The 24,641-nt window shown below is 73.1% G+C and carries 25 protein-coding genes and 1 pseudogene; 11 read left to right on the top strand and 15 right to left on the bottom strand.

Annotation, left to right across the window (positions count from 1 at the left end):
* Window positions 1-93 precede the first annotated feature (93 nt).
* From F8568_RS21385 to F8568_RS21370, 4 genes are read left to right on the top strand one after another with little or no spacing between them, the layout of a single operon-like run.
* Window positions 94-1,644, top strand: a complete 1,551-nt coding sequence (locus F8568_RS21385) for a long-chain-fatty-acid--CoA ligase (RefSeq protein WP_151595482.1) — start codon at window positions 94-96, stop codon at window positions 1,642-1,644.
* Window positions 1,641-2,627, top strand: coding sequence for an alpha/beta hydrolase (locus tag F8568_RS21380; protein WP_160573697.1), 987 nt, complete (start codon window positions 1,641-1,643; stop codon window positions 2,625-2,627). Before F8568_RS21385 ends, F8568_RS21380 begins: the two co-directional genes overlap by 4 nt.
* Before the next feature lie 14 nt (window positions 2,628-2,641).
* On the top strand, window positions 2,642-3,592 hold the full coding sequence (locus F8568_RS21375; RefSeq protein WP_151595478.1) for an alpha/beta hydrolase fold domain-containing protein: 951 nt from the start codon (window positions 2,642-2,644) through the stop codon (window positions 3,590-3,592).
* A gap of 25 nt (window positions 3,593-3,617) precedes the next feature.
* Window positions 3,618-4,880, top strand: a complete 1,263-nt coding sequence (locus F8568_RS21370; protein WP_151595476.1) for an MFS transporter — start codon at window positions 3,618-3,620, stop codon at window positions 4,878-4,880.
* A gap of 22 nt (window positions 4,881-4,902) precedes the next feature.
* Here the strand turns inward: F8568_RS21370 and F8568_RS21365 are convergent, their stop codons facing one another.
* Together F8568_RS21365 and F8568_RS21360 are read right to left on the bottom strand one after the other, a co-directional pair.
* Window positions 4,903-5,814: an alpha/beta fold hydrolase gene (locus tag F8568_RS21365; RefSeq protein WP_328600979.1), complete on the bottom strand. Its 912-nt coding sequence runs from the start codon at window positions 5,812-5,814 to the stop codon at window positions 4,903-4,905.
* 94 nt (window positions 5,815-5,908) lie between these two features.
* The gene (locus tag F8568_RS21360) at window positions 5,909-6,130 is read right to left on the bottom strand and encodes a hypothetical protein (protein ID WP_151595474.1); all 222 of its coding nucleotides are present in this window, start codon (window positions 6,128-6,130) and stop codon (window positions 5,909-5,911) included.
* On the opposite strand from F8568_RS21360, the gene F8568_RS21355 reads away from it, so the two are divergent.
* Window positions 6,125-6,472, top strand: a complete 348-nt coding sequence (locus tag F8568_RS21355) for an ArsR/SmtB family transcription factor (RefSeq protein WP_202125210.1) — start codon at window positions 6,125-6,127, stop codon at window positions 6,470-6,472. The genes F8568_RS21360 and F8568_RS21355 overlap by 6 nt on opposite strands.
* A gap of 34 nt (window positions 6,473-6,506) precedes the next feature.
* Here F8568_RS21355 and F8568_RS21350 read toward each other — a convergent pair whose 3' ends face one another.
* A complete protein-coding gene (locus F8568_RS21350) occupies window positions 6,507-7,625 on the bottom strand; it encodes a cupin domain-containing protein (protein ID WP_151595473.1) in 1,119 nt (372 codons plus the stop codon).
* 116 nt (window positions 7,626-7,741) lie between these two features.
* On the opposite strand from F8568_RS21350, the gene F8568_RS21345 reads away from it, so the two are divergent.
* Window positions 7,742-8,533 carry an HpcH/HpaI aldolase family protein gene (locus F8568_RS21345; protein ID WP_151595471.1) on the top strand — a complete coding sequence of 264 codons (792 nt, stop codon included), beginning with the start codon at window positions 7,742-7,744 and terminating at the stop codon, window positions 8,531-8,533.
* A 26-nt stretch (window positions 8,534-8,559) separates the two neighbouring features.
* On the top strand, window positions 8,560-9,549 hold the full coding sequence (locus F8568_RS21340; protein WP_151595469.1) for a LacI family DNA-binding transcriptional regulator: 990 nt from the start codon (window positions 8,560-8,562) through the stop codon (window positions 9,547-9,549).
* A 26-nt stretch (window positions 9,550-9,575) separates the two neighbouring features.
* Here the strand turns inward: F8568_RS21340 and F8568_RS21335 are convergent, their stop codons facing one another.
* Genes F8568_RS21335 through hisD (F8568_RS21325) form a run of 3 tightly spaced genes read right to left on the bottom strand, consistent with a single transcriptional unit; the run spans window position 9,576 to window position 12,413 of the window.
* On the bottom strand, window positions 9,576-10,283 hold the full coding sequence (locus F8568_RS21335; RefSeq protein ID WP_151595467.1) for an alpha/beta fold hydrolase: 708 nt from the start codon (window positions 10,281-10,283) through the stop codon (window positions 9,576-9,578).
* Window positions 10,280-11,074 carry an SDR family NAD(P)-dependent oxidoreductase gene (locus tag F8568_RS21330; protein WP_151595465.1) on the bottom strand — a complete coding sequence of 265 codons (795 nt, stop codon included), beginning with the start codon at window positions 11,072-11,074 and terminating at the stop codon, window positions 10,280-10,282. The genes F8568_RS21335 and F8568_RS21330 overlap by 4 nt, the downstream gene beginning before the upstream one ends.
* Before the next feature lie 10 nt (window positions 11,075-11,084).
* Window positions 11,085-12,413: a histidinol dehydrogenase gene (gene hisD / locus F8568_RS21325; protein WP_151595463.1), complete on the bottom strand. Its 1,329-nt coding sequence runs from the start codon at window positions 12,411-12,413 to the stop codon at window positions 11,085-11,087.
* 143 nt (window positions 12,414-12,556) lie between these two features.
* On the opposite strand from hisD (F8568_RS21325), the gene F8568_RS21320 reads away from it, so the two are divergent.
* Complete coding sequence (locus F8568_RS21320) at window positions 12,557-13,519, top strand: LysR family transcriptional regulator (protein WP_151595461.1); 963 nt, start codon at window positions 12,557-12,559, stop codon at window positions 13,517-13,519.
* A 30-nt stretch (window positions 13,520-13,549) separates the two neighbouring features.
* On the opposite strand, the gene F8568_RS21315 is transcribed toward F8568_RS21320, so the two are convergent.
* The 6 genes from F8568_RS21315 to F8568_RS21290 form a co-directional block, all read right to left on the bottom strand.
* Window positions 13,550-14,407, bottom strand: coding sequence for a nitrilase-related carbon-nitrogen hydrolase (locus F8568_RS21315; RefSeq protein WP_236008995.1), 858 nt, complete (start codon window positions 14,405-14,407; stop codon window positions 13,550-13,552).
* A 22-nt stretch (window positions 14,408-14,429) separates the two neighbouring features.
* Window positions 14,430-15,605 (bottom strand): ester cyclase, encoded by a 1,176-nt coding sequence (locus F8568_RS21310; RefSeq protein ID WP_202125209.1) that lies wholly within the window; start codon window positions 15,603-15,605, stop codon window positions 14,430-14,432.
* Complete coding sequence (locus F8568_RS21305; protein ID WP_202125208.1) at window positions 15,602-16,585, bottom strand: ABC transporter substrate-binding protein; 984 nt, start codon at window positions 16,583-16,585, stop codon at window positions 15,602-15,604. Before F8568_RS21305 ends, F8568_RS21310 begins: the two co-directional genes overlap by 4 nt.
* Window positions 16,586-16,593: 8 nt before the next feature.
* The gene (locus tag F8568_RS21300; RefSeq protein ID WP_151595459.1) at window positions 16,594-17,673 is read right to left on the bottom strand and encodes an ABC transporter permease; all 1,080 of its coding nucleotides are present in this window, start codon (window positions 17,671-17,673) and stop codon (window positions 16,594-16,596) included.
* A complete protein-coding gene (locus F8568_RS21295; RefSeq protein ID WP_151595457.1) occupies window positions 17,670-18,431 on the bottom strand; it encodes an ATP-binding cassette domain-containing protein in 762 nt (253 codons plus the stop codon). The genes F8568_RS21300 and F8568_RS21295 overlap by 4 nt, the downstream gene beginning before the upstream one ends.
* 277 nt (window positions 18,432-18,708) lie before the next feature.
* Window positions 18,709-19,635, bottom strand: a complete 927-nt coding sequence (locus F8568_RS21290) for a LysR family transcriptional regulator (RefSeq protein ID WP_151595455.1) — start codon at window positions 19,633-19,635, stop codon at window positions 18,709-18,711.
* 296 nt (window positions 19,636-19,931) lie between these two features.
* On the opposite strand from F8568_RS21290, the gene hisD (F8568_RS21285) reads away from it, so the two are divergent.
* Both hisD (F8568_RS21285) and F8568_RS21280 read left to right on the top strand, forming a co-directional pair.
* Window positions 19,932-21,242: a histidinol dehydrogenase gene (hisD, locus tag F8568_RS21285; RefSeq protein ID WP_202125207.1), complete on the top strand. Its 1,311-nt coding sequence runs from the start codon at window positions 19,932-19,934 to the stop codon at window positions 21,240-21,242.
* A gap of 276 nt (window positions 21,243-21,518) precedes the next feature.
* Window positions 21,519-22,997: a serine/threonine-protein kinase gene (locus F8568_RS21280; RefSeq protein WP_151595453.1), complete on the top strand. Its 1,479-nt coding sequence runs from the start codon at window positions 21,519-21,521 to the stop codon at window positions 22,995-22,997.
* Between the two features lie 45 nt (window positions 22,998-23,042).
* Here the strand turns inward: F8568_RS21280 and F8568_RS21275 are convergent, their stop codons facing one another.
* Window positions 23,043-23,240 carry a hypothetical protein gene (locus F8568_RS21275; RefSeq protein ID WP_151595451.1) on the bottom strand — a complete coding sequence of 66 codons (198 nt, stop codon included), beginning with the start codon at window positions 23,238-23,240 and terminating at the stop codon, window positions 23,043-23,045.
* Window positions 23,241-23,412: 172 nt separating this feature from the next.
* Window positions 23,413-23,640 (bottom strand): hypothetical protein, encoded by a 228-nt coding sequence (locus tag F8568_RS21270; RefSeq protein WP_151595450.1) that lies wholly within the window; start codon window positions 23,638-23,640, stop codon window positions 23,413-23,415.
* Between the two features lie 185 nt (window positions 23,641-23,825).
* Between F8568_RS21270 and F8568_RS51085 the strand changes: the two are divergent.
* Window positions 23,826-24,050: pseudogene (locus F8568_RS51085) on the top strand (MmyB family transcriptional regulator); the annotation flags it as partial.
* Window positions 24,051-24,194: 144 nt separating this feature from the next.
* On the opposite strand, the gene F8568_RS21260 reads toward F8568_RS51085, so the two are convergent.
* Window positions 24,195-24,635: an SRPBCC family protein gene (locus F8568_RS21260; RefSeq protein WP_151595448.1), complete on the bottom strand. Its 441-nt coding sequence runs from the start codon at window positions 24,633-24,635 to the stop codon at window positions 24,195-24,197.
* Window positions 24,636-24,641: the final 6 nt, after the last annotated feature.

Below are 24,641 nucleotides of genomic sequence, written 5' to 3'. Positions count from 1 at the left end.
AGGATGGCAGACCTCTTGACAAAGTGCTACATCCTGGGCAGTTTGTTGAGCACATCACACGTACGAGAAGTCACAAGTGGCGGAGTCAGGTCGATGTACATCACCCAGTCCCTGCACGCGGCACGGCAGCGCGAGCCCGACCGCGTCGCGACGATCTCCGGTACCCGGACCCGCACGGTCACCGAGACGGCCACGCGGGTCGCGCGGCTGGCCGGTGCGCTGCGGTCGCTCGGCGTCGCCTCGGGCGACCGGGTCGGGATCTACGCGTTCAACAGCGACCGCTACCACGAGCTGCTGATGGCGGTGCCATGGGCGGACGCCGTGGTGAACCCCGTGAACGTCCGGTGGAGCGCGCCGGAGGTCGCGTACTCCCTCGTGGACTGCGAGACCCGCGCTCTCGTGGTCGACGACGCCTTCGCGTCCGCCGTCCCCGCCCTCCGGGAGCGGGTGCCGGGACTGCGGACGGTCGTCTTCTGCGGGGACGGCGAGACCCCCGAGGGCATGTACTCGTACGAGGACCTGATCGACGGCGCGTCCCCGGCGGACGACGCGCGGCGCGGGGGCGACGCCCTGTACGGCGTCTTCTACACCGGCGGCACGACGGGCTCCCCCAAGGGCGTCATGCTGTCCCACCGGGCCTGCCTGACCTCGGCGATGGGCAGCTTGGTGACCACGGAGATCCTGTCGCGGGGCGGCGTCCTGCTGCACGCCGCCCCGATGTTCCACCTGGCCGACATCGCCGCCTGGAACATCGGGAACCTGACCGGCGCCGCCCATGTCATGGTGCCGTCGTTCACCCCCTCGGGCGTCGCCGAGGCGATCCGCGAGCACCGGGTCACCGACGTCCTGCTGGTGCCGACCATGATCCAGAAGCTCGTCGACTCGTCCGAGGCGGCGGCGAGCGACCTGAGCAGCCTGAAGCGCGTGATGTACGGCGCCTCGCCGATCGCCGAGACCGTGCTGCGCAAGGCGCGGGAGATCCTGCCGAACGCCCGCTTCACCCAGGCGTACGGCATGACCGAACTCGCCCCGGTCGCGACCCTGCTCACCGCCGAGGACCACGACGACCCGGCGCTGACCCGGTCCTGCGGCCGTCCCGCGGCGCACGCGGACGTCCGCGTCGTCGACTCCGCCGGCACCGAGGTGGCGCGCGGCCGGGTGGGCGAGATCGTCGTGCGGGGCGACAACGTCATGTCCGGCTACTGGAACAAGCCCGAGGAGACTGCCGCGGCGCTGCGCGGCGGGTGGATGCACACCGGCGACGCCGGCTACATGGACGACGGCGGATACGTCTTCGTCGTCGACAGGCTCAAGGACATGATCGTCACCGGCGGCGAGAACGTCTACACGGCCGAGGTCGAGAACGCGCTCGCCAAGCATCCGGCGGTGGCGCAGGTCGCCGTCATCGGGGTGCCCGACGAGAACTGGGGCGAGCGCGTCCACGCCGTCGTGGTGCTGGCTCCCGGCGCGCAGGCCCGTCCGGACGAGCTGCGCGACTTCTGCCGGGACCACATCGCGAACTACAAGCTGCCGCGCACCGTCGAGTTCGCCGCGGCGCTGCCCGTCTCGGGCGCGGGCAAGATCCTCAAACGGGAGCTGCGCAAGCCGCACTGGGCGGGCGCCGACCGCGGGGTGGGCGCGTGATACCCGCCCGCGACGCCGGCGCCGACGTGGAACCGGCGGTGCTCGACTGGATCGCCGCGGCCGGGGAGCTGGCCGCCGGCCTGCCGGACCTGCGGGCGGCGGACTGGCCCCGCCGGCGCCTGGCCGCCCGGCGGCTCGCCGACGCCCTCGCCCTCCGCTTCACCCTGCCCGGCCCGCCCGAATGCGCGGTCACCGAGCACCGCGTGCCCACCCGCGCCGGCGAGATCGCCGTCCTGCGGTACCACCCTCCCGGGCCCGGCCGGCCGCGGCCCGCGCACCTCTCCCTGCACGGCGGCGGTTTCGTGCAAGGCGGGATCCACGAGGTGGTCGAGGAGCGGCTGCTGCGCCGCAGGGCGGTCGACGGCGGCGTCGACATCTTCGCCGTCGGCTACCGGCTCGCGCCCGAGCACCCCTTCCCGGCGGCGCTCGACGACTGCCTCGACGCCCTGGCCTGGCTCAGCGCGTCGGCCGCGGAGCTGGGCGTCGACCCGGACCGCATCGGCGTCGGCGGCGCCTCGGCGGGCGGCAACCTCGCCGCCCTGGTCGCCGTCCACGCCCGGCGCAGCGGCGGCCCGCCGCTGGACCACCAGGTGCTCGAGGTCCCGGCGGTCACCCTGGACATCGAGCAGGACGAGTCGTATCGCCGGTACCGCGACCTGACCGGCGCGGGGGACCTCGATCTGATCCGCGCCGCCTACCTGGGCGAGTCCGCTCCAGCGGGCGGCCCTGCGATGCCCGCCGACGTCCCGGACCTCACCGGCCTGCCGCCCGCCCTGGTGATCATCGCCGAGTGCGACGCGCTGCGCGACAGCGGGCAGCGCTACGCGGCCAGGCTCGCCGCCTCCGGCGTGGCCGTCGAGACCTGGTGCGCGCCCCGGCAGGCGCACGGGTCCGCCTCGCTCACCCGCACGTCGGCCGTCGCCAGGGACTGGCAGGACCGGGTCAGCGCCTTCCTCCGCAGCCGAACCACCTCCCCCTCCTAAGCGAAAGGCTCGTCATGCCCGTCGACGCCGTACTGCTCACCGCGCTCGCCGAACTCGGCGTCGCACCGCCCGCCGAGGCGGACGACCCGAAAGTGCAACGGCAGCAGGCTCTCGAGTACGACCGGGCGGTGTACCCGCGGCTGGGCCTGCCCGGTCCGGATCTGCCGACCCGCGACCACGTCGTTCCCGTCGAGGGCCACCCGGACGTGCTCGTGCGGCTGTTCTACCCGCGCGAGCCCGAACCGGGCACCACGCTGCCGGCCTGCCTGTTCTTCTTCGGCGGCGCATGGCGGCAAGGCGGCCTGCACTACCCCAGCACCGCCGCGATGTGCGCCCTGCGCGCGGCCGCCGCCGACGTGGTCGTCGCGGCCGTCTCCTACGCGCTCGCCCCGGAGGACCCTTACCCCGCCGCGCTCGAGCAGGGGTACGCGGCGCTGGAATGGCTGGTACGCGAAGCGGGCCCCCTCGGCGTCGACCCCGAGCGCATCGCGCTGTCCGGGCAGTCGTCCGGCGGCAACCTCGCGGCGGCCTTGACCCACCTCAACCGCGACCGTGCCCGGCATCCGGTGGCGTTGCAGATCCTCGAGGCGCCGGCCCTCGATCTGACGCTGCGGCACTTCGACCGTGACGCGATGGAGGTCACCGGCGAGCAGTGGGCCGGGATCGAGCGCGTGGTCGACCAGTACGTGCCCGACCCGCGAGACCGGCTCAGCCCCACGGTCTCGCCGCTGCTCGCGGACGGCTTCGACGGGCTGCCGCCCGCCTTCATCCTCACCGCCGAGGTCGATCTGCTGCGCGGCGACGGCGAGGCGTACGCGGCGGCGCTCGCCGCCGCCGGAATCCCCGTGGCGGCGCTCCGGCTCGTCGGCCTGCACCACGAAGGCGGCGCCTACACCCGTGTCTCCGCCACCGCGCGCGCGGGGCAGGCGGCCGTCGCGGAAGCCCTGCGCACCCTCCACGCCTGATCCGAGCGACCACAAGGGGCAACGGATGTCCGAAGCGCTCTCAACGGCCGATGACGCGACCGGCGCGCGCGAGGAACGGCAGTCGACGGCCTTCCTCCCCCTCTACGTGCTCGCCATCTTCGGCTGCGCCCTCCCCATCACGTCGGCGGCGACGGTGGCCATCCCGCTCCGGCTGGCCGCTCTGGACCCGGCGGACAAGACGCGGCAGCTCTCCCTCATCGTCGCCATCGGCGGGGCGGTGGTCATGCTCGTCACGGCGCCGCTCGGCAGGATCAGCGACGTCAGCGCCTCCCGGTTCGGCGCACGGCGGCCGTTCATCCTGGGCGGCGCCGTCGTCGGCGCCTGCGGGATGCTCGTCCTCGCCTGCGCGGCGAGCGTGCCGGTCCTCATCGCCGGCTGGGTCCTGACCCAGGCCGGATTCGCCGCGACGACGATGGCGCTCCAGGCGCTGCTCGCCGAGGCGGTCCCGTCCCGGACCAGGGCCCGCGTGTCGGCGATGTTCGGGCTGGCCACCGGGATCGCACCGTTCGTCGGCGGCGGCCTGATCGGGGCGCTGCCCGGGGACCCGCTGTGGTGGTTCGGCGTGCCGGCGGTGATCGCCCTCTGCACCAGCACCGCGGTCGCCATCGTGCTGCGCGATGTGGTGCACCCGGAGCGCGCCCGAGTCGACTGGCGGAGCCTGCTGCGCAGCTACTGGATCGATCCGGTGCGCCATCGGGACTTCGCCTGGGCCTGGATGTGCCGGCTGCTGGTCACGATGTCCCTGGTGACGGTCTCGATCTACCTGCTGTTCTTCCTCACCGACCGGCTCGGCATCGCGGCCGGCGACGCCGCGCGGGCCTCGGGCGCCGTCCTTGCCGCGTACTTCGCCGGCAGCGTGGCCACCTCGTTCCTGGCCGGCTGGGTCTCCGACCGGACCGGCGGGCGCAAGCTGATCGTGTGGACCTCGACGCTGCTCACCGCCGCCGGCCTGCTGGTCGGCCTGTTCGCCCAGGGCCTGGCCCTGTTCGTGGTGGGATTCGCCATCGCCGGGATGGGGCAGGGCGCGTTCGTGGCGGTCGACATGGCGATGATGACCGAAGTGCTGCCCGCCACCTCGGACGCCGGAGCGGGCCTGGCCGTGGTCGCGCTGTCGTTCCAGCTGCCGCAGCTGCTGGTCCCGGCCATGGCGGCCCCCTTGCTGGCGATCGGCTCGGCGGGGCCGAACTACTTCGCGCTGTTCCTCGGCTCGATCACCGCCGCGGTGCTCGGCGCGCTCGCCGTGCTGCCCATCAAGAACGTCCGCTGAGTCCGCGGCGCCGCCCTTCCGGTCACTTGACCTGGGCGGCGACGCGCTGGATCGCCTGGACGGCGATCGCGGGCTGATCGACGTAGATGTAGTGCTGGCTGTTGGCGGCGGTGCTCAGCCTGCTGCGGCTGGAGATCGCGAGCCACTTGTGCTGGCCCGCCGCCCAGTCCCGCTCCAGGCGCGGCCCGTACACCGGGACCGCCGCCAGGTACTTCTTCCCGTGCTGGATCACCTCCACCGGGATGTCGCCGGCGGAGCGGACCTTCCCGTCGGCGATCGCGAGCTTCTCCGGGTTGTTCCCCGCGTCGACCGCGAGGGTCTGCGCGCGCAGCTGGGCCGCGGGACCGGTCGCGGACGCGGGGATCCCCTTCGTGACGTCGGCGACGGAGTCCGGGGTCGTCGCGTCCATCAGGACCAGGCCCTTCACCATGTCGCGGTGGTCGGGGGCGTACCTGGCGGCGATCAGCCCGCCGAGCGAGTGCCCGGCCAGGACGACGGGACGGCCGGCCGTGACCCGGGCGAGCACCGCGGTCAGGACCTTCCCCGAATCGGCGATGCTCTGCGGCCCCTTCGGCTTGTCGCTCTTGCCCTCGCCCAGCCGGTCGTAGACGCAGACCCAGTTCTTCTCGCTCAGCGTCTTCTGCAGAGCGGCCATCTTGTCCATCCCGTCGCCCAGCCCGGGCATCAGGAAGATGACCGGCTTGCCCTCCGCCGCGTCCCCCGTGCAGGACACGTTCACCGAGTACCCCGCGACGTTGATCTTCCTGGTCCCGGCGAGAAGGCCGTTGTGGAACGCGCCGTTGTCGTCGTCGCAGCCGGCGAGGCCCCCTCCCGCCACCGCGCAGCAGACGGCGGCGACAACGGTCTTCTTGAGCATGCGGAACATGAGGTCCTCCAGCGAATGATTCCCGCCCGCCCGAAGGGGCGCGGCCACGGCGAGAACGCTAGGGATCCGGCCGACCGTAGATCATCCCCGCGCAGTGGACATTCGCCGGTAGCTCGCACGGGGGACAACCCCGCGTCCCGGGTCAGCTGCTGTGGGTGATCCGGCGGGCCGCGCAGTCCGGCGCGAAGGAGAGCTGCTGGACCTGGAACGCGGCACCACGCCGGTGGTAGTCGATGGCGTGCCCCGCCGCGGGGAAGACCCCGGCGTCGACCCGCGGGGAAGAGGTCAGGCCCGCGGCGAATTCGGCGACCTGCTCGTCGTCGACGGTCCAGAGCCGGTCGAATTCGCCGATGCGGAGGTGCACCGGTACGGATATCCGTGGCGCGATCTGCACGCATCTCCCTCTGTAACTCAACGACTGGTCTTCGACCTCACCGTCATCCTCAGCGCGCTCGCCGACCCCGGCAGGCGGGCGCTGATGGCCGCGCTCCACGGCGGCGCGCAGCCGGTCGACTGCGCCGTCGCCGCCGACAGGGCCGACCTCGGCCTGAGCAACCCGACCATCTCCCACCACTACCGCGTCCTCCGCGAGGCGGGCTTGATCAGGTCGGTCGTGGACGGCCGCAAGCGGATCGTCGAAGTGCGCTACGACGACATGGAGGCGCGCTTCCCCGGCCTCCTGCGCGCGGTGCTCGGAGGCCGGTGATCGCGGCCGGCGCGCAGGGGCGCGGCAGTGCCCGTCAGGCCTGGAGGAACGCGGCTTCGGCGGCGTAGCCGTTCGCGTCGATCACGGTGCCCCGCTCCTCGGCCAGGGAGACGACGGCCGGGTCCCACTCGATGCGGGTCCGGCCTTCGCCGCCGGTGATCACGACCATCTCGCCCGTCTCCTCGCCGATGCTCTCGAAGCGCCGCCAGGCTCCGACCGGGATCGACAGGGTGTCGTAGGGGCCCAGCTCCGTGGAGATCGGGTTCTCCCGGTTCAGGGTGATCCGCCAGCGGCCCCCGGTGACGATCAGCACCTGCGACTCGTCCACCGAGTGCGCCGACATGCCGCGCCCGGTCGCCGCGCGCAGGCGGGCGAGGCTGAAGCCGTGGGGGTCGGCGAGGCGCGGATGCTGGTCGCGGTCCTCGGTGATCCCGTAGCCGACGACGGCGGCGAGCTCGGCGCCGCCGGTCTCCAGCGCGGAGTCGAGGAACGGCGTCGCGGACCAGCGCAGGTCGGACGGGCGGGCCAGCCGCGTCCGCATCTCCTCGACGCCGATCGTGCGCAGCGCCGCGAGCTGCTCGTCGGTCAGCGGGCGCTTCAGCTCCACGCCGGCCGGGTACTCGCCCGGCGCGGTCTCGACGATCCGGTTGTCCGAGGTGAGGTGCAGGCCGTGCCGGGCGGCCTTCTCCAGGACGGAGGGCGCCCAGATCAGGCCGCCGGAGCGGTCGCGGCCGAGGGCGGTGAACAGGAACGCGTCGTCGGTGCCGACGCTGGTGAAGCCGCGGAACACCCAGGTCGGTATCGAGATGACGTCGCCCGGACGGACGGTCACCTCGCCGTCGTCCCCGCGCACGCCCCACCGGAACAGCCACTCGCCCGCCATGCAGACGAAGACCTCGGCGGTGAAGTGCAGGTGCAGGTTGTTGGTGACGCCGGCCGGCATCGCCGCCGCGCCCAGGTTGAACCCGTGCGGCGCGGTGACCGGGACGACCTGCTCGGCGTTCTCCGAGACGCCCGGCCCGATCAGCGGGTAGTTGATCTTGCCTTCGGAGCCCGGGATCTTCGTGTCGATGAACGCGGCGGCGTCGGCCTTGAGGTCCTTGCGCAGGATCGTCCGGGAGGCGAGTTCGGCCGCGGACACCTCGGTGGTCATGGGGTCGTTCCCTTCATGCAAACGTATGCGTGAATCAACACTGTTACAGCGAGGAAAGCCGTTGTCAACGGCCGTGCTAGCGTATGCACAACCGGAGTGGAAGGGACGGCAGCCAGATGCGCGACAACCGGCTCAAGGAGCTGTTCGGCGCGGGAGAGGTCGTGGTCAACGCGTGGGTGTCGGCCGACAGCCCGTACCTCGCCGAGACCCTCTCGCACGCCGGGTTCGACTCGGTGACCGTGGACCTGCAGCACGGCATGTTCGGCCTGGACGGCGCCGTCCGCCTGATCCAGGCGGTGTCGGCCGGGCCCGCCGTCCCCCTCGCCCGGACGCCGTCGCTCGACGCGGCCGTGATCGGCAAGCTGCTGGACGCGGGCGCGTACGGGATCATCTGCCCGGCCGTGGACGACCCCGGTCAGGCGGCCCGGTTCGTCGCCATGTGCAGATACCCGCCGGCGGGCGTGCGCAGCTACGGACCGGCCCGCGCGAACATCGCGCAGGTCCCCGGCTACGTCGCGCGGGCCGACGAGCAGGTCCTGACCTGGGCGATGATCGAGTCACGGCCGGCCCTCGACGCGGTGGACGCGATCGCGGCCACCCCCGGGCTGGACGGCGTCTACGTCGGCCCGAACGACCTCGCGCTCGCGCTCGGCGCCGAGCCCGGCCTGCCCGTCCCGCCGCCCGAGGTCGACGCGGCGCTGGCCCGGATCGCCGAGGCCGCGCACGCCGCGGGCGTGATCGCGGGGGCCTTCGCCTCCGGTCCCGCCGGCGCCCGGCGGCTCGCCGAGCGGGGCTACGATTTCGTGACACCGGGCAACGACATGGCGCTCCTGCGGCGGGCCGCCGCGGAGGGCATCGCGGCCGTGCGCGGGACGGCGGTGACCGCGGCGCCGTCCGGCGGCTACTGACCCGCCGCCACCGGAGGGATGGACCGATGCGAGTGACGAGCCTGGACGTGGCGCGCGCCGCCGGGGTGTCGCAGTCCACGGTGTCGCGGGCGCTGCGCGGCCATCCGGGCATCCCGGCCGAGACCGCGCGGCGCGTCCGGGAGGCGGCGGCGCGGTTGCGCTACGTCCCGAGCGACCGGGCGCGCGACCTGGTCACGCGCAGCAGCCGCCGCGTCGCGATGGTCGTCGACCTCGACAACCCGCTGTGGTCGCTCCTGGTCGGACGGCTGTGCGACGAGCTCGACCGGCGGCACTACCGGCTCTCCCTGATCGCCGAGCACGGCGATCCGGACGACATCGAGTCGCACGTCCTCGGCGGCACGGTGGACGGCGTGCTCGTCTCCACCGCGTCGCGGGACTCGCGGCTCCCGCGCGTCCTGCACGAGCGCGGGGTGCCGGCGGTGCTGCTGCACCGGTACGCCGAGGACGTGCCGCTCGACGCGTGCGTGGCCGACGACCGGCTCGGCGCCCGGCTCGGGACCCGGATCCTGCTGGACGCCGGGCACCGCGAGGTCGGCGCGCTGCTCGGGCCGCCCGCCGCCAGCACCGCGCGCGAGCGGGAGGACGGCTACCGGTCCGCGCTCGCGGACGCCGGGATCGAGCCCGACCCGGCGTGGATCCGGCACGGCGGGTTCGACTTCGAGCACGGCCGCTCGGCGGTCGCGGACATGGCGGCGCAGGGCCGGCTGCCGCAGGCGCTGTTCTGCGCGAACGACACGATCGCGCTGGGCGCGATGAACGGCGCGCACGAGCTCGGGCTGCGGGTGCCGGGCGACCTGGCCCTCGTGGGCTTCGACGATCTGGAGCAGGCGGCCTGGCCGCTGGTCGGGCTGACCACGCTGCGCGTGCCGTTCGAGGACATGCTGCGCAGCGCGGTCGACCGGCTCCTGGACAGGATCGCGGGGGACGACGGTGGGCCGCGGCGCGTCGTCCATCCCGTCGAACCCGTGCTGCGCACCTCGCACACACGCGGCTGATCCGGAGGCCGGGACGGGCCGCCGCCTCACATGGCGAGCCAGCGCCGCAGGTGCGCGGCGACCTCGGCGGGGCGCTCAAGAGGCGACATGTGCCCGCAGTCCGGGACGATCTCGTGCCGCGCCGCCGGTATCGGCGCCGCGAGGTCCCGCTGGAGGGCCGGCGGGCTGACCTCGTCCAGCTCACCGCTCAGCACCAGCACCGGGACCTCGATCGCGGCCAGCGACGGGTGGAGGTCGATCCGGGACTCCTGGGCGCGGAGCTGCCGCAGCAGGCCGTCCGGTCCGACGGTCGCGGCCATGCGCTCGTTGCGCGCGACCAGGTCGGGATCGTCGCGGCGGGCGGCGGGCAGCGTCGCCCTCGCCAGTTCGCCGGCGACCGCCTTGAACTCGCCCCGCCCGACGCGTCCGGCGAGCCGCGCCCACCCGGCGCGCTGGGCGGGCGAGCCGCCGCCCGCACTGGTGTTGAGCACCGCCAGCCGGGTGATCCGGTCGGGGGCCTGCCGCACGGCCTCCAGCGCGACGATGCCGCCGAGCGAATGGCCGGCCAGAGCGAACCGCGCGGGCGCCTCGTCGAGCACCCGTGCGGCGAGCCCGGCGATCGAGTCGTCGAGGTCGATGCGCGCGCGCAGGACGTCCGTCCCCGGCCCGAGTTCGGCGACGACGCCGTCCCAGACGGTGGCGTCGCCGAGCATCCCGGGGAGCAGGACCAGCGCGGCCGGCACGGCGGCGCTCACCGCGCCACCATCCCGGCCGACAGGTCGATGTCGGCGCAGTGCAGCCCCGACATCATCAGCATCGCCACGACGGCACGGCCGACCTCGTCCTCCTCGAGGAGGCGGCCGAGCGCGGCGCGGGAGGCGAACGCCGCCTCGGCCTCCTGTTCGGTGATGCCGAGGCGGGCCGCCTCCAGCCGGAAGTTGCGCTCCATGCGGGGGCCGCGGACGGGCCCGGGCGACAGCGAGTTCACCCGGATCCCGAGCGGGCCGACCTCCGCGCCGAGGGTGGTGGTGAGGCCGATCACCGCCATCTTCGAGGCGGTGTACGGGGTGCGCATCGCCAGCGGGCGCTTGCCGCTCACGGACGCGATGTTGATGATGTCGCCGGAGCCGTGCGCGAGCAGGGCGGGGATCAGCGCGCGGCAGACCAGGTAGGTGCCGCGCACGTTGGCGGCGAAGACCGCGTCCCACTCGTCGGGTTCGATCTCGGTGAGCGGTTTGACCGGCCCGGCGACGCCCGCGCAGTTGACGACGATGGACAGATCCTCGTCGGCGACCGCGTCGGCGAGGGCCGCCACCGAACCGGCGTCGGCGACGTCGGCCGGGACGACGCGGGCACCGGCGCCCCGGGCGGTCAGCAGCCGGGCCGTCTCGTCCAGGTTCGCCCGCGTGCGTCCCGAGACGATCACCCTGACCCCGGCCTCGCCGAGGGCGCGGGCGATGGCGCGGCCGAGGCCGTTTCCGGCGCCGGTGACCAGCGCCGTCCGGCCGCGCACCCCGTCGAGCACGCCACCCGGCCCGTCAGGCATATCGGGCGTGTCAGGCATCGGCCGGCGTCCCGGTGAAGGCGTGGTCGCTCCACGGCAGCGTCCCGCCCCGGTACTTGGCGGCGCGGACGTCGCCGGAGCGGGCGTGCCCCTCGAACAGCTCGACCCGGGCGGCGCGGCCGCACACCTCGCCGAGCCGCGCGCTGGACTCCCGGTCCGTCACCTCCTGGTAGGTGACGGTCTTGAGGTACTTGCCGACCCAGAGGCCGCCGGTGAACCGGGCGCTGCCCCGGGTGGGCAGGACGTGGTTGGTGCCGATCACCTTGTCGCCGTAGGACACGCAGGTGCCCTCGCCGAGGAAGAGCGCGCCGTAGTCGTGCATCTTCTCCAGGGCCTGCCGCGGTTCGCGGGTGAGCACCTGGACGTGCTCGGAGGCGAAGGTGTCGGCGACGGCGAAGGCCTCGTCCAGGTCGTCCACCACGAGGACCTGGCCGTGGTCGCGCCAGGCCGGGGCGGCGAAGTCGCGGGTCGGCATGTCGCCGAGGAGCCGCTCCACGTGCGCCATCGCCCGGCGCGCCAGCTGCTCGCTGGTGGTGACCAGCACCGCCGGCGAGTCGGGGCCGTGCTCGGCCTGGCTCAGCAGGTCGACCGCGACGACGAACGGGTCGGCGGCGGCGTCGGCGATGACGAGGATCTCGGTGGGCCCGGCGAACAGGTCGATGCCGACCTCGCCGAACAGCTGGCGCTTGGCCTCGGCGACGTAGGCGTTGCCCGGCCCGGCGATCATGTCGACGCGCTCCATGGTCTCGGTGCCGATCGCCAGCGCCGCCATCGCCTGGACGCCGCCCAGCAGGTGGATCTCGTCCGCTCCGGCCAGGTGCATGGCGGCGACGGTCGCGGCGGGCACCTCGCCGCGGATGGGCGGCGTGCACGCCGCCACGCGCGGGACCCCGGCGACCTTCGCGGTCACGATCGTCATGTGCGCGGACGCGGTGAGCGGGTACCGCCCGCCGGGCACGTAGGCGCCGACGGCGCGGACCGGCAGGTTGCGCTGGCCGAGGCGCACCCCGGGCAGCGTCTCCATCTCGAAGTCGGTGATGGAGGCGCGCTGGCGCTCGGCGAAGGCCCGGACCTGCGCCTGGACCCACTCGATGTCCTCGATGACCTGGCGGGGCACCTTCGCGACGATCTCGCCGATCTGGTCCGGGGTCAGCCGGAAGGAGGCGGGGGTCCAGCCGTCGAACCGGGAGGAGTACTCGCGGACCGCGGCGTCCCCGCGGGCGCGGACGTCGGCGAGGATGCCGCGCACCGTCTCGGCGACGCGGCCGTTGTCGGCGGCGATCTGCTCGGAGGCGACGGCCTCCTTCAGAAAGGTGATCATTTCGTCCTTCGGGCGAGGGGGATGTGCGACGGGAGGGACTCGTCCGCGGGCGCCCGGCGGGGAATGCGTCCCAGGGACAGGCTAGGGAGCCGGGAAGAACAGGACTAGACCGACTTATCCCGCATTTGTCATAGGGTTGTCCTGTGACCCTGAATCAGCTGCGGGCGTTCCTGCTCACCGTCCGGACGGGCTCCTTCACCGCCGCCGCGGCGGAGATGAAAATGGCGCAGGCGTCGGTGTCGGAGCTCATCCGCCGGATGGAGGAGGAGGTCGCACTGCCGCTGTTCATCCGGGGCGGGCGCCGGCTCGTGCTGACCTCGGCCGGCGCCGAGCTGCTGCCGTTCGCCGAGCAGGCCGTCTCCTCGGTGGACGAGGGACGCGCGGCCCTGCGCTCCATCGGCTCCCTGGAGGGCGGCGTGGTCACCTTCGGCCTGCTGCGCAACGCCTCCTTCTACCTGCTGCCCGACCTGGCGCAGCAGTTCCACGAGGCGTTCCCGAACGTCCGGCTCCGGCTCGTCGGGCAGAACTCCAGCGAGGTCGCCGCCGCCGTCTCCAAGGGAGAGCTGGAGGCCGGCCTGGTCGTGCTGCCGGTGGAGGACGCCGGGCTGCGCGTGACCCCGCTGATCCGCGACGAGGTGTACTACGCCAGCGCCGACCCCGAGCGGCTCGCGGCACCGATGACGATCCGCCGCATGGCGGAGGCCGACCTCGTCATGTACGACGCCCGGTACGGCTGGTCCGACCCGACCCGCCGCCAGATCGCCGAGCGCGCCCAGCTGGAGGGGCTGCGGATCGAGCCGGTCATCGAGGTGGAGCACGTCGAGGCGGCGCTCGCGCTGGTCGCCCGGGGCGTCGGCGACACGATCATCTCCCGCGCCGTCGCCGACAGCCCGTTCTGCCCGGCCGAGGTCGGGACCGTCCCGTTCGCCGAACCGCTGTACGACACCATCGCCTTCATCCAGCGCACGTCGTCGGTGCTGTCGCCGGGCGCCCGGGAGCTGGCGCGGCGCGCGCGGAGCACCCTGCTGGCCGGGATCACCGACCCGGCGCAGCGCGTCTACCCGGCGACGGGGGGCCGGGCCCGGCGCCGTCCCGGCGTCAGCTGATCCGCACAGTGTCAGCCGGCCCGCACAGTGTCAGCCGGCCCGCCCGGTGCCGCGGTCCGGCCGCACGAGTTCCCCGTACAGCTCGGGCCGCCGGTCGGCGATGACGTCGGCCAGGTCGGTCAGCCGCTTGCCGCGCGCCGCCGCGAGGTCGAGGTCGGCCGTCGCCCGGCCGCCCTCGCTCGCGGTGCTCGCCCGGATCCAGCCGTCCTGGTCGATGAGGGCGGTGCCGCGCGTCCACCGCTCGCCGCGTTCGGCGCCGGAGCGGTCGCAGCAGGCGATGAGGACGCGGCTGGCGCGCGCGGCGGCCATCGCCGCCACGACCTCGGGCGGATGCTCGCCGTCCGGGCGCGGCACCACCGGCCAGTTCGTCGGCACCGCGATGAGGTCGGCGCCGCGCAGCGCCAGTGCCCGGGGCATCTCGGGGAACTCCAGGTCGTAGCAGATCAGCACGCCGATCCGGCCGTAGGGGGTGTCGAGCACGGGCGGTTCGGCGCGGCCGGGCGCGAACAGCGTCTTCTCCCGGTCCCACAGGTGGACCTTCCGGTAGACGGCCCGCACCCCCGCTCCGTCCAGCACCAGCGCGCTGTTGTGGAGCAGGCCGTCCGCGCCCCGCTCGCAGAACCCGGCGACGACCACGGCACCGCCGCGCGCCGCCTCCGCCGACCATGCCGCCAGCCGCGGATCGTCGGCGGTGATCGACGCATCGCGGGCCTCGCCGGCGCTCTCGAACAGGTAGCCCGAGGTCGCCAGCTCGGGGAGCACGACGATCCGCGCGCCGTCGCCGACGGCGGCGCGGATCGCCGAGCGGGCACGCTCGATGTTGCCGTCCGGGTCGCTGAGGACGGGCGCGAGCTGCACGCACGTCACCCGGGTCGTCATCGGTGCCATCGGCGTGTCCCCGATCGTCCGGTCAGACAAGCGCGGCCGGCTCGTCCCGGAGGAGCTGCGCCATCACGTCGAACTCGTTGAACAGCGCCCACTCCTCCACGATCTCGCCGTGCCGGATGTACAGCTGCGACATGCCCCAGATGTGCACCTGGCGGCCGGTCGGCGCGCCGTACAGCGAGTAGCCCTTGTGGGTGCCCGCGCCGCCCCAGCGGAGGCTGACCCGGTAGCCCTCGTCCGGGTTGCCCATCCAGTACACCTCGTCGACGTGGACGCCGAGGTCCGGGAACGTCGCCAGCAGGGCGCGGGCCATCGCCTTCACCTGCTGCCTTCCGTAGCCCTGCCGGTTGGTGGTGCCGTACCACCGGACGTTCGGCGCGTAGAACCGGTCGATGGTGCTCAGGTCGCGGCGGTTGTAGGTGTTGTGGACGAGGGCGCGGGCCCACTCCTCCACGTCGAACGCGCCGGAGGTGCCGGGCTCGGGGAGGGCGACGGGCTTGCGGCCGCCCTGCAGCCGCTCCACCTCGGTCTGCTCGCGCTCGCTGTACGGCCGCAGCGCGCGGGAGTTGCCGAACTCGCGGGCGCAGGCCGCCACGTCCAGGCCGAGCTGCTGCAGCTTGGCGGCGGTGTTGTAGAGGACCCACTCCTCGTAGATCTCGTTGTCCTTGATGACGCAGTTGGCGATCACCCAGGTGTTGAGGCGGCGGTGCGTCGGCGGGCCCCACCGCCAGTGGCCGGTGTGGTCGCCGATGTTCAGGGCGCGGTGGGAGGTGACGAAGCCCTGCTCGTCGTCGCCCGCCCAGATCACCTCGTCGGCGTAGTGCCGCATGTTCGGGAACGCGGCGATCGCCTGGACCGTTCCGGCCACCATCTCCTCGATGCCGTGCCGCGGGCCGCTGTCGTCGAACACGCGGCAGCCCGGCGCGTAGGTGTCGTAGATGTAGCCGATGTCCTGGTCTTCCCAGATGCGGTGCGTGATCCGGACGATGTAGTCGACGATGTCGGTGTACTGGTCCTCGAACCCGCGCAGCGACTGCTTGCGCCGGCTGTAGTCACCGTCCGGGAGAGTGGCGCCGCGGCCCTCGGAGAGGGCGATCGAGAAGTCCGCCGGCATGACGCGCCCGGTGGACGACGCCTGCGGCGCGTACTTCGGGGCGGCCTGCTCGCCTTCCCGCTCGCCCGCCTCGCTGGTCTCCGTCACTTGCCGCACTCTTTCTTGTACACGTACTTCTGGACTTCCGGCGTGGCCAGGTTCGCCGGGGTCGCGAAGACCAGGTCGGAGTTCTGGTCGCGCGGCACCGGCTTGCCCGCGATCGCGTCCAGCGCCGACTGCACGCCGATCTGCCCCTCCTGGTAGGGGTGCTGGACGATGGTGCCCGCCATCTGCTTGTTGTTGAGCGCCGTCTCGATGGGCCCGGAGATGTCGAAGCCGATGAGCTTGACCTTCCCGGTCTTGCCCGATTCACGCAGGCCCGTCACGGCGCCCTCGGAGTTGGTGGTCGACATGGCGTAGATGCCGGCGAGCCGCGAGTTGGACGAGCTGGCGCTCGAGGCGATCGAGGCCGCCTTCGCCGTCTCGTTCTTGCTGTACTGGGTGCCGATGTACTTCAGCCCCGGGTACTTCTTCAGCTCGTCCCTGAAGCCCTTGTCGCGCGCCTCGCCGAGCGGGTTGCCGGGCTCGTTGTTCAGCCCCATGACCTCGCCCTTGCCGCCGGTGGCCTTGGCCATCTCGTCCGCGGCGAGCGCGCCGCCCTTGACGTTGTTGGAGATGATGTTGGTCGTCATGATCGAGCGGTCGTCGACGTCGCCGTCCACTCCGATGATCTTGATGCCGGCGGCCTTGGCGAGCTTCAGCGGCGGGATCAGCGCCTTGGAGTCGGCCACCGAGATCATGATCGCGTCCGGCTTGTCGGCCACCAGCGCGTTGACGATCGCGGACTGCTTCGCCGGGTCGAACTCCGGCGGCCCCTGCACGTCGAACTTGGCGCCGAGCTCCTTCGCCTTCTCCTGCGCCCCGCACACGACCGTGTTGTAGAACGGGATGCCCGTCACGGCGGGGACGTAGACGATGCGCTTGCCTCCCGACCCCGAGCCCGAGTCGGACCCGGAGCCGCAGGCGGTGAGGGCCATCGCGGCCACACCGACGGCGGCGGACAGCCGCAACGCAGTGCCGTATCTCATGAGGTCTCCTAGCTGCGATCGCGCCTGGCGCGCTTGAGGTGATCGACGTAGACGGCCGTGATCAGGACGAAGCCGATGACGACCTGCTGCCAGTAGGGCTGGACGTGGGTGACGACGAAGCCGTTCTGCAGGACGGCGGGGATGAAGATGCCGACGACGGTGCCGAGGACGCTGCCGATGCCGCCGTACAGGCTCGTCCCGCCGAGCACGACCCCGGTGATGACCTGCAGCGAGTCGGTGGCGTGCCCGGAGATCGTGGTGGTGGCGAAGCGGGTGAGCGACATCGCGCCCGCCACTCCGGCGAGGGCGCCGCTGATCGCGTACAGCTTGATCAGGTGCCGGTTCACGTTGATGCCGGCGCGGCGGGCCGACTCGTCGTTGGAGCCGACGAGGTAGGTGTGGCGGCCGAACCGGGTGAACGCCAGGATCAGGCCGCCGACCAGCGCGACGACCACCGCGACGTAGACCAGCCAGCTGAACCCGAGCGGCCGGGACGTGGTGATCTTCAGCAGCGTGTTCGGCACGGTGGTGACGTCGGTGCCCTTGGTCATGATCTGGGACGCCCCGAGCGCCGCGCCCATGGTGCCGAGCGTGGTGATCAGCGCGGGGACCTTCAGCAGCGTGATGCACACGCCGTTCAGCACGCCCCAGGCGGTTCCGGCGATGACCGCCGCCACCATCCCGGCGACCACGACGAACGTGCCGTCGCCGCCGATCGCGGACATCGTCTTGGCCATCACCACGCCGGAGAACACCAGCACCGACCCGATCGACAGGTCGAAGCCGCCCGCGACCATCACGTACGTCATGCCGACGGCCATGACCAGCAGCACCGAGATGTCCAGCGAGATGTTGCGGCCGGTCGCGGTGGTCGGGAACGCCTCCGGCCGCAGCACCGAGAACAGCAGCACGAGCACGATCAGCACCAGGCCCATGTAGGCCGGTGAGGACGACAGGAACTTGCGCAGCGGAGACCGGTGGGCGATCTTCAGGGCGCCGTGCGCGCTTCCGGTACCGCTCGTGTCGCCTGCGCCGCTCGTCTCGTCCGCGGCCTTCGCCGGGGCCGCCGAGGCGGGGATCTCGGTCATGCGGCCTTCCCTTCCAGGGCGCCGGTCATGGCGCCGACCAGCTGTTCCACGGTCGTCTCCGCCGCCCGGTACTCGGCGACGCGGCGGCCGAGCCGCAGCACCTGGACGCGGTCGGCGACCTCCAGGACCTCCGGCATGTTGTGGCTGATCAGCACGACCGCGATGCCCTTGTCCGCGACCCGCCGGATCAGCTGCAGGACCTTGCCGGTCTGCCGCACGCCGAGGGCGGCGGTCGGCTCGTCCATGAAGATGACCTTGTCGGCCCACATCACCGACCGGCAGATCGCGACGCTCTGCCGCTGCCCGCCCGACAGCGCGGCGACCGGGGCCTCGATGTCCTTGACGTCGGTGCCCATGTCGACGAACGCCTCACGGGCCCGGTCGCGCATCGTCCGGCGGTCGAGGACGCCGAGCCGGCCGAGCAGCCCCGGCTTCAGCAGCTCCCGCCCGGCGAAGACGTTCTCCGCCGAGCCGAGCTCCGGCGCCAGGGCGAGGTCCTGGTAGACGGTCTCGATGCCCATGTCGTGCGCGCTCTCCGGCGAGCTGAACGTCACCCGCTCACCGTCCAGCAGGATCTCGCCGCTGTCCGGGCTGAGCGCACCGGAGAGGATCTTGACCAGGGTGCTCTTGCCGGCTCCGTTGTCCCCGATCAGTGCCGTCACCTCGCCGCGGGCGACCGAGAAGTCGACCCCCCGGAGCACCTCGACGTGCCCGTAGCTCTTCCCGATGCCACGGGCCTGGAGTAGCGGGTCCGCCATCTGTGTATCTCACCGACCTTTCCTTCGGTCCGGGCGCGCGGACCGGCTTGCGCCGCCGTTCGCGGGGTGGCTGGTCGCGCAGGGCGGTCCCGGCCGCCGCCGGCGGGTCGCCGGGCCGGCGGGAGGGCCCGCATGTGGGCTGGCCCACGTCACGTGGCTTGGCGCGAAATCTATGAGCCGCAGGATCCGAAGGACAACGCCGAATGATCCTCTAGCATCCGCAGGATTATCCTGTGGCCCCCGGAAAGCCCGCCGCGTAAGGGGTTCAGCGCTCCGGTCACTCGTTCGGGCCCAGGATGTGCGCGTACGGGTTGCCCTCCGCGAGGCGGTGCAGGTGGCCGCGGGCCAGCCGGATGAACTCGGCGGTCGCCGCCGAGAGGCGCGCGCCGCGCCGCTGGATCACGGCGATCTCGTCGTACAGCGGCTCCTGCAGCGAGACGCTGTGCAGGCCCGGAGCGCGGGTCCGCAGGACGGTGCTCGCCGCGATCGTGTCGCCCAGCCCCCGCCGGACGAGCTCCAGCGCGCCCTCCACCCGCTCGACCTCGACGTGCGGCACCACGGTCAGCCCGCGGGTCTGCATCCGCGCGGCGAGCTGCCGCCGGGTCGGGTCGAGGCCCGCCCACGCCGCGTCGTAGAGGATCAGGTTCTGCCGGGCCAGCCGCTCCAGCGGCACCGGCCTGCCGGTCCGCCGCGGGTCGGCGCTGACGTAGCGGACCTCGTCCCGCATGATCGACGCGACGGTCAGGCTCTCGTCGTCGACGGGCAGGACGACCAGTCCCGCCTCCAGCCGGCCGGCGCGGACGGCGTCGGCGACCTCGGCGCTGTTCTGCCCCGGGAGCCGCAGCCGCACCTGCGGATGCTCCCGCAGGAAGGTCTCGACGAGCGCGCCCACCAGGTAGTAGTCCGCGTTGCGGAACAGCCCGAAGTTCGCGAGCCCGCCCTTGAGGCCGCGGACGTCGGCGACCGCCCGCTCCGCCTCCTCGGCGGCTCGCAGCGTCGCGCGCGCCTGCGGCAGCAGCGCCCGGCCGGCGTCGGTGAGCTGCAGCACCCGCCCGCGCTCGAACAGCGCCGTGCCGACGTGCCGCTCCAGGCGCCGGATCTGCTCCGACACCGACGGCGTCGCCAACCGCAGCCGCTCGGCCGCGGCGGAGAACGAGCCCGCCTCCACCGCGGACACGAAGTACAGCAGCTGGATCAGCGTCATTAAGGAAAAGCCTCTCCAATCCTAAGGAAAGAGAGGCTACCCCTTGGTCAGCGCGGTCGGTTAACCTCGCGGCAGCCGAGCAGTCGGGTCCGGGCGGTCGCCCGTCCCCGTGCCCGGCCCGGCGTCACCGTGCCCGCCCGGCGCCCGGACCACCGGGTGGAACGGGTCGGCCACATCCCCACCCCGCCTTCCGCTCCGCGGCGCTCGTGCGCGCCCCGCATGGCACGGCCGGCCCGTGCCTGGACGGGACGGCCCGCCGCTTCCGCTCCGTACCTCTCGCATAAGGAGTTCCCACCGTGCGTGTTCCCGCCGGCGACGTCACCCTGGTCAAGAAGCCGCTGAAGGTCGCCTCCAGCGCGGTCGACCCGCAGGTCCGCGACCGGGTGAGCGAGATGCTCTCGACGATCGAGAGGGACGGCATGGACGCCGTCCGCCGGTACTCCCGCGAGCTGGACGACTGGGACCCCGCGTCCTTCGTCGTCACCGCCGACGACGCCGAGCGGGCCACGCGCGGGCTCGACCCGAAGCTGCGCGACAGCATCGACTTCGCCATCGAGCAGGTCGCCGGGTTCGCCGCCCGCCAGCTCGCCACCCTCACCGACTTCGAGGCCGAGACGCTGCCCGGAGTCGTCCTCGGGCAGCGGCAGATCCCGCTCGCCCACGTCGGCGCCTACGCGCCCGCCGGGCGGGTGCCGATGCTCGCCAGCCCGTTCATGACCGTGAAGGTGCCGAAGGTCGCCGGCGTGGACCGGGTCGTCGCGTGCACCCCGCCGCGCGCCGGCCAGGGCGTGCACGCGCCGACGCTGTACAGCCTCACCGCGTCCGGCGCGGACGCCGTCTACTGCCTCGGCGGCGTCCAGGCCGTCGCGGCGATGGCGTTCGGCCTGCTGGACGACGCGGGCCCGGTGGACAAGCTCGTCGGCCCGGGCAACGCCTTCGTCGCCGAGGCCAAGCGCCAGCTGTACGGCCGGGTCGGCATCGACATGATCGCCGGGCCGTCCGAGGTCGCGGTGATCGCCGACGACTCGGCCGACCCGGAGCTGGTCGCCGCCGACCTGCTCGGCCAGGCCGAGCACGGCCCGACCTCGCCCGCCGCCCTGGTCACCACCAGCCGCGCCATGGCGGACGCGGTCATCGCGGAGATCGACCGGCAGCTCGGCGACCTGGCGAAGGTCGGCGGGGCGGAGGTCCCGGGCGCGGCCTGGCGCGACTACGGCTTCGTGCTGCTCGCCGCCGACCACGACGACGCCGTCCGGCTGAGCGACCTGCTCGCGGCCGAGCACCTGGAGGTGCACACCGACCGCGACGACTGGTACCTGAAGAACCTGCGCAACTACGGGTCGCTGTTCGTCGGGCAGCGGGCGACCGTCGCGTTCAGCGACAAGGCGATCGGCACCAACCACGTGCTCCCGACCGCCAACGCCGGCCGCTACACCGGCGGCCTGTCCGTCGCGTCCTTCCTGAAGACGGTGACCTGGCAGCGGATCGACACCGACGAGGGCATCCGCGCGATCGCGCCGCACGTCGTCACCATCTCCCAGGCCGACCTCATGCCCGCCCACGAGGCCACCGCCGCCAAGCGCCTGGAGCGCCTGGACCGCGACTGAGACTCCGGAACCCGATGCGGCCGGACGGGCGCCGTGCGGGCGGGCGTCCGGCTCACCGGGGCGGTTGCGGGAGCGGGCTGGTGAGAAGCCGCCGCAGGCGCCCGATGGCCGGGCCGCGTCCGCCCGCGCGGCGCGGCCGGTGATCCCGGGGGCCCGCTCTCCCCGGCGGCGCGTTCCGCCGGCGCCTTCGCGACGGCTCGACGCACGGCCCGTTTCGTCTCGCTACTGTGGTGATCGATTAAGAGGTCGTGTTCCAGGACCCGGGAGTCGTTGGCCATGAAGCAGGTGTCGGCGCTTCGTCCCGGCGACCCGGCCCGCGTGGGCGCCTACCGGGTGGTGGGCCTGCTCGGCGAGGGCGGGCAGGGCGTGGTGTACCGGGGCATCGGTCCTGACCAGGCGGAGGTCGCGGTCAAGGTGCTGCACGCCCGGCTGGGCTCCGATGCGAAGGCTCGGGAACGGTTCGCCGCGGAGCTGGCGCACGCCCGCCAGGTCGCCCCCTTCTGCACCGCCCGGGTCCTGGACGCCGACCTGGACGGCGACCAGCCGTACATCGTGAGCGAGTTCATCGACGGCCCGTCGCTGGCGTCCGTCATCGCCTCCGGCGACGTCCCGGCCGGGCCGGCCCTGCAGCGTCTGGCGATCGCGACGGTGACGGCGCTGGCGGCGATCCACGAGGGCGGGGTCGTGCACCGCGACTTCAAGCCCGGCAACGTGATCATGGGCGCCGACGGCGCCCGCGTCATCGACTTCGGCATCGCCCGCGCGCTGGAGGCGACCGGGACGCTCACCAGCGCCGTCGTCGGCACCCCCGCCTACATGGCCCCCGAGCAGATCAGCGGCGGACCGATCGGGCCGGCCGCCGACATCTTCGCCTGGGGCTGCACCATCGCCTACGCCGCCAACGGCCGCACGCCCTTCGGCCAGGACTCCATCCCGGCGGTGATGCACCGCATCCTGCACGAACCACCGGATCTCGGCGCCCTCGACGGCCCGCTCCGCGACATCGTCGAAGCCTGCCTGGCCAAGCAGCCCCATCACCGGCCGGCCGCCCGCGACGTGCTGATACGCCTGCTCGCCGGCCCCGGCACCGCAGCCGCCGACGCGACCGCCGCGTCGAGTGAACCGCCGACGCTTCCTCTCACGCGATCCCTGCTCAGTGAGGGCGTCCGGGCGGCGGCCCAAGGTTCGGCCGCCTCCACGCGCGTCGAACCGGCCTCCGCTCCGCGCACCCCGGCAGGAAGCCGCGTGCTGGTACGTGCCGCGGGCGTCGTCGCCGCGGTGCTGGCCGCGACGACGTTCCTGCCCTGGGCCAAGGTCGGCACGAAGAACGTCGGCCACGAGACCGAGATCCTCCAGGCCGCAACCCAGGTCCACGGAATCGAGACGGTCTGGGGCGTCCTCACGCTGATCATGGCCGTGGCCGTGGTCAACATCGTGATCAGCGCAGAGTTCACCCGGCGGTTCAGGCCGACCTGGGCCGCGGTCCCGGGCGGCCTCGCCGTGGCCGCCGTCGCGGTGTTCCTCCTCAACAAGGCCGCGCTGCACAGCAAGAACTCCGAGTTCAACCAGCTCTCCCCCGCCGAGCTGCGCCGGCTCGGACAGGAGTTCGTCATCTCCATCGGCTCCACCGCGTACATCGCGCTGGCCGCCGCCGTCCTCACCACCGCCCTCGTCCTGGTCTCCCACCTCATCCGCCGATCCCAGGGAAGGTCCGGTCCCGCCGCGGGCGCGGGGCCGGGAGGCGGCGGCTCGTAGCGGCGGCGTCCGGGGCGGGCGTCTTCGGCCCGGGACCCCGGCGCGTCACTTGCTCGGCTCGGGGACCTTGCAGTTCGCGCTGGGGTTGAGGCCGATGTAGTTGAGCGGCCCGGTGGCCCAGGTGAGTCCGATCGTGGCGAACTTGGTGCAGCTGCCGTCGAAGTGGGCGTAGTAGTGGCGCTGTCCCGCGGCGAGCGCCCCAGTGATCAGCCAGGCGACGAGCAACCACCGTCCGGACCGCATCGCTACCTCCGGTGACCGTTCGCCGAGCCTGAGGTACGACAGTAACGACAAGATCGTCCATAGTTAAGCAAGCCGGGCCAGGTGTGTCGTGCCGGTGACGCCGAAAAACACGCCGGAAGCGGACATTCGGCCACGGGCCGCCGCGGCCGAACCGGCCGCGCGGTGCGCCGGTTCAGTCGCGGGCCTCGGCTTCGAGCACGTCCGCGAGAGCGGAACGCTCGGCCTGGTGGCGGCGGAGCAGCCCGGCGCTGAACTCCGTCCACGCGGCCTCGTGCTCGTCGGTCATCTGCGCCCCGTGGACTTCGGATTCGACGTCCGGATGGAGTTCGAGGAACCGCGAGAAGAGCACCCCCATCTCGTAGCTGTGCCGCCGGTTGAGCGCGATGCGCCGCGGGTTCATCGTCCTCACCTCCAGCAGTCGGCAGCCTATGCCCCGCGACCGTCAGCGCGAGCCGGCCGCGCCGGGCATCCGTCGCCCGAGGTGCTCGACGCCGTCGCCTCACCGCCTCGGGCGAACCTTGCCAGGCACCTGTTCCTGGACCCCGGCAGCAGGACTTCTACGTCGACCACGACGAGGCCGCCGCGGTGACCGCCGGGCAGTTGCGGGTGACGCGGGCGCGGTATCCCGCCGACGCCGCCCTGGCCGATCTGATCGGCGAGCTGCGCGAGGGCAGCGCGTCGTTCCGGGCGCTGTGGGACGCCGGCGACGTCGGCGTCCGGGCGCACGGGGCGAAGAACCTGCGGCACCCGGCTCTCGGCACCGTGACGTTCGCGTTCGAGCATTTCGTGCCGGTCGGCGACGCGCGGCAGCGGCTGGTCGTGCTCGTGCCGGTCGCCGGCAGCGCCACCGAGGCCGCCGTCCAGCTGCTGGCGGCCTGGGCGCCCGCCCGCCCGGCCGACGTCCCCGCGCAGGCCACGCGGGCGGCGTCGGCGACCGGATGGCGGAACCCGGGGTCAGGCGCCGAGTTCGGTGTCCAGCTTCGCCAGCTGCGCGTCGTAGATGCTCCGCAGCCCCTTCGGGGCGAAGGTGCGCTCGAAGAATCCGCCGACGCCGCCGGCTCCGTCCCAGGTCGTCCGCACCTGGACCCGCGTCCCCTCGGACACCGGCGACACGGTCCAGGTGGTGACCATCGAGGAGTTGGCGTCCTTCTCCACGAGCGTGTCGGCCGCGGGGACGCTGACGGAGAAGAGGCAGTCGCGCACCCGCTTGCTCGTGGCGGCGAGCTTCCAGTGCACCACCGTGCCCTCTCCCTGCCCGCCCTCGCGCACGTCGTACTCGCTGTAGTGCTCGGTCAGCATCCTCGAGCGCACGCCCGTGTAGTCCGCGAGCGCATCGAACACCCGTCCCGGACTCGACCTCAGCGTCTTCTCCGCGGTGACCACGACCTGTCCCATGCCCCT

The sequence above is a fragment of the Actinomadura physcomitrii genome, assembly GCF_008923205.2.
Classification (GTDB): domain Bacteria; phylum Actinomycetota; class Actinomycetes; order Streptosporangiales; family Streptosporangiaceae; genus Spirillospora; species Spirillospora physcomitrii.
Note: the sequence above shows the minus strand (reverse complement) of the source record. Positions and strands in the feature narration are given on the sequence as shown.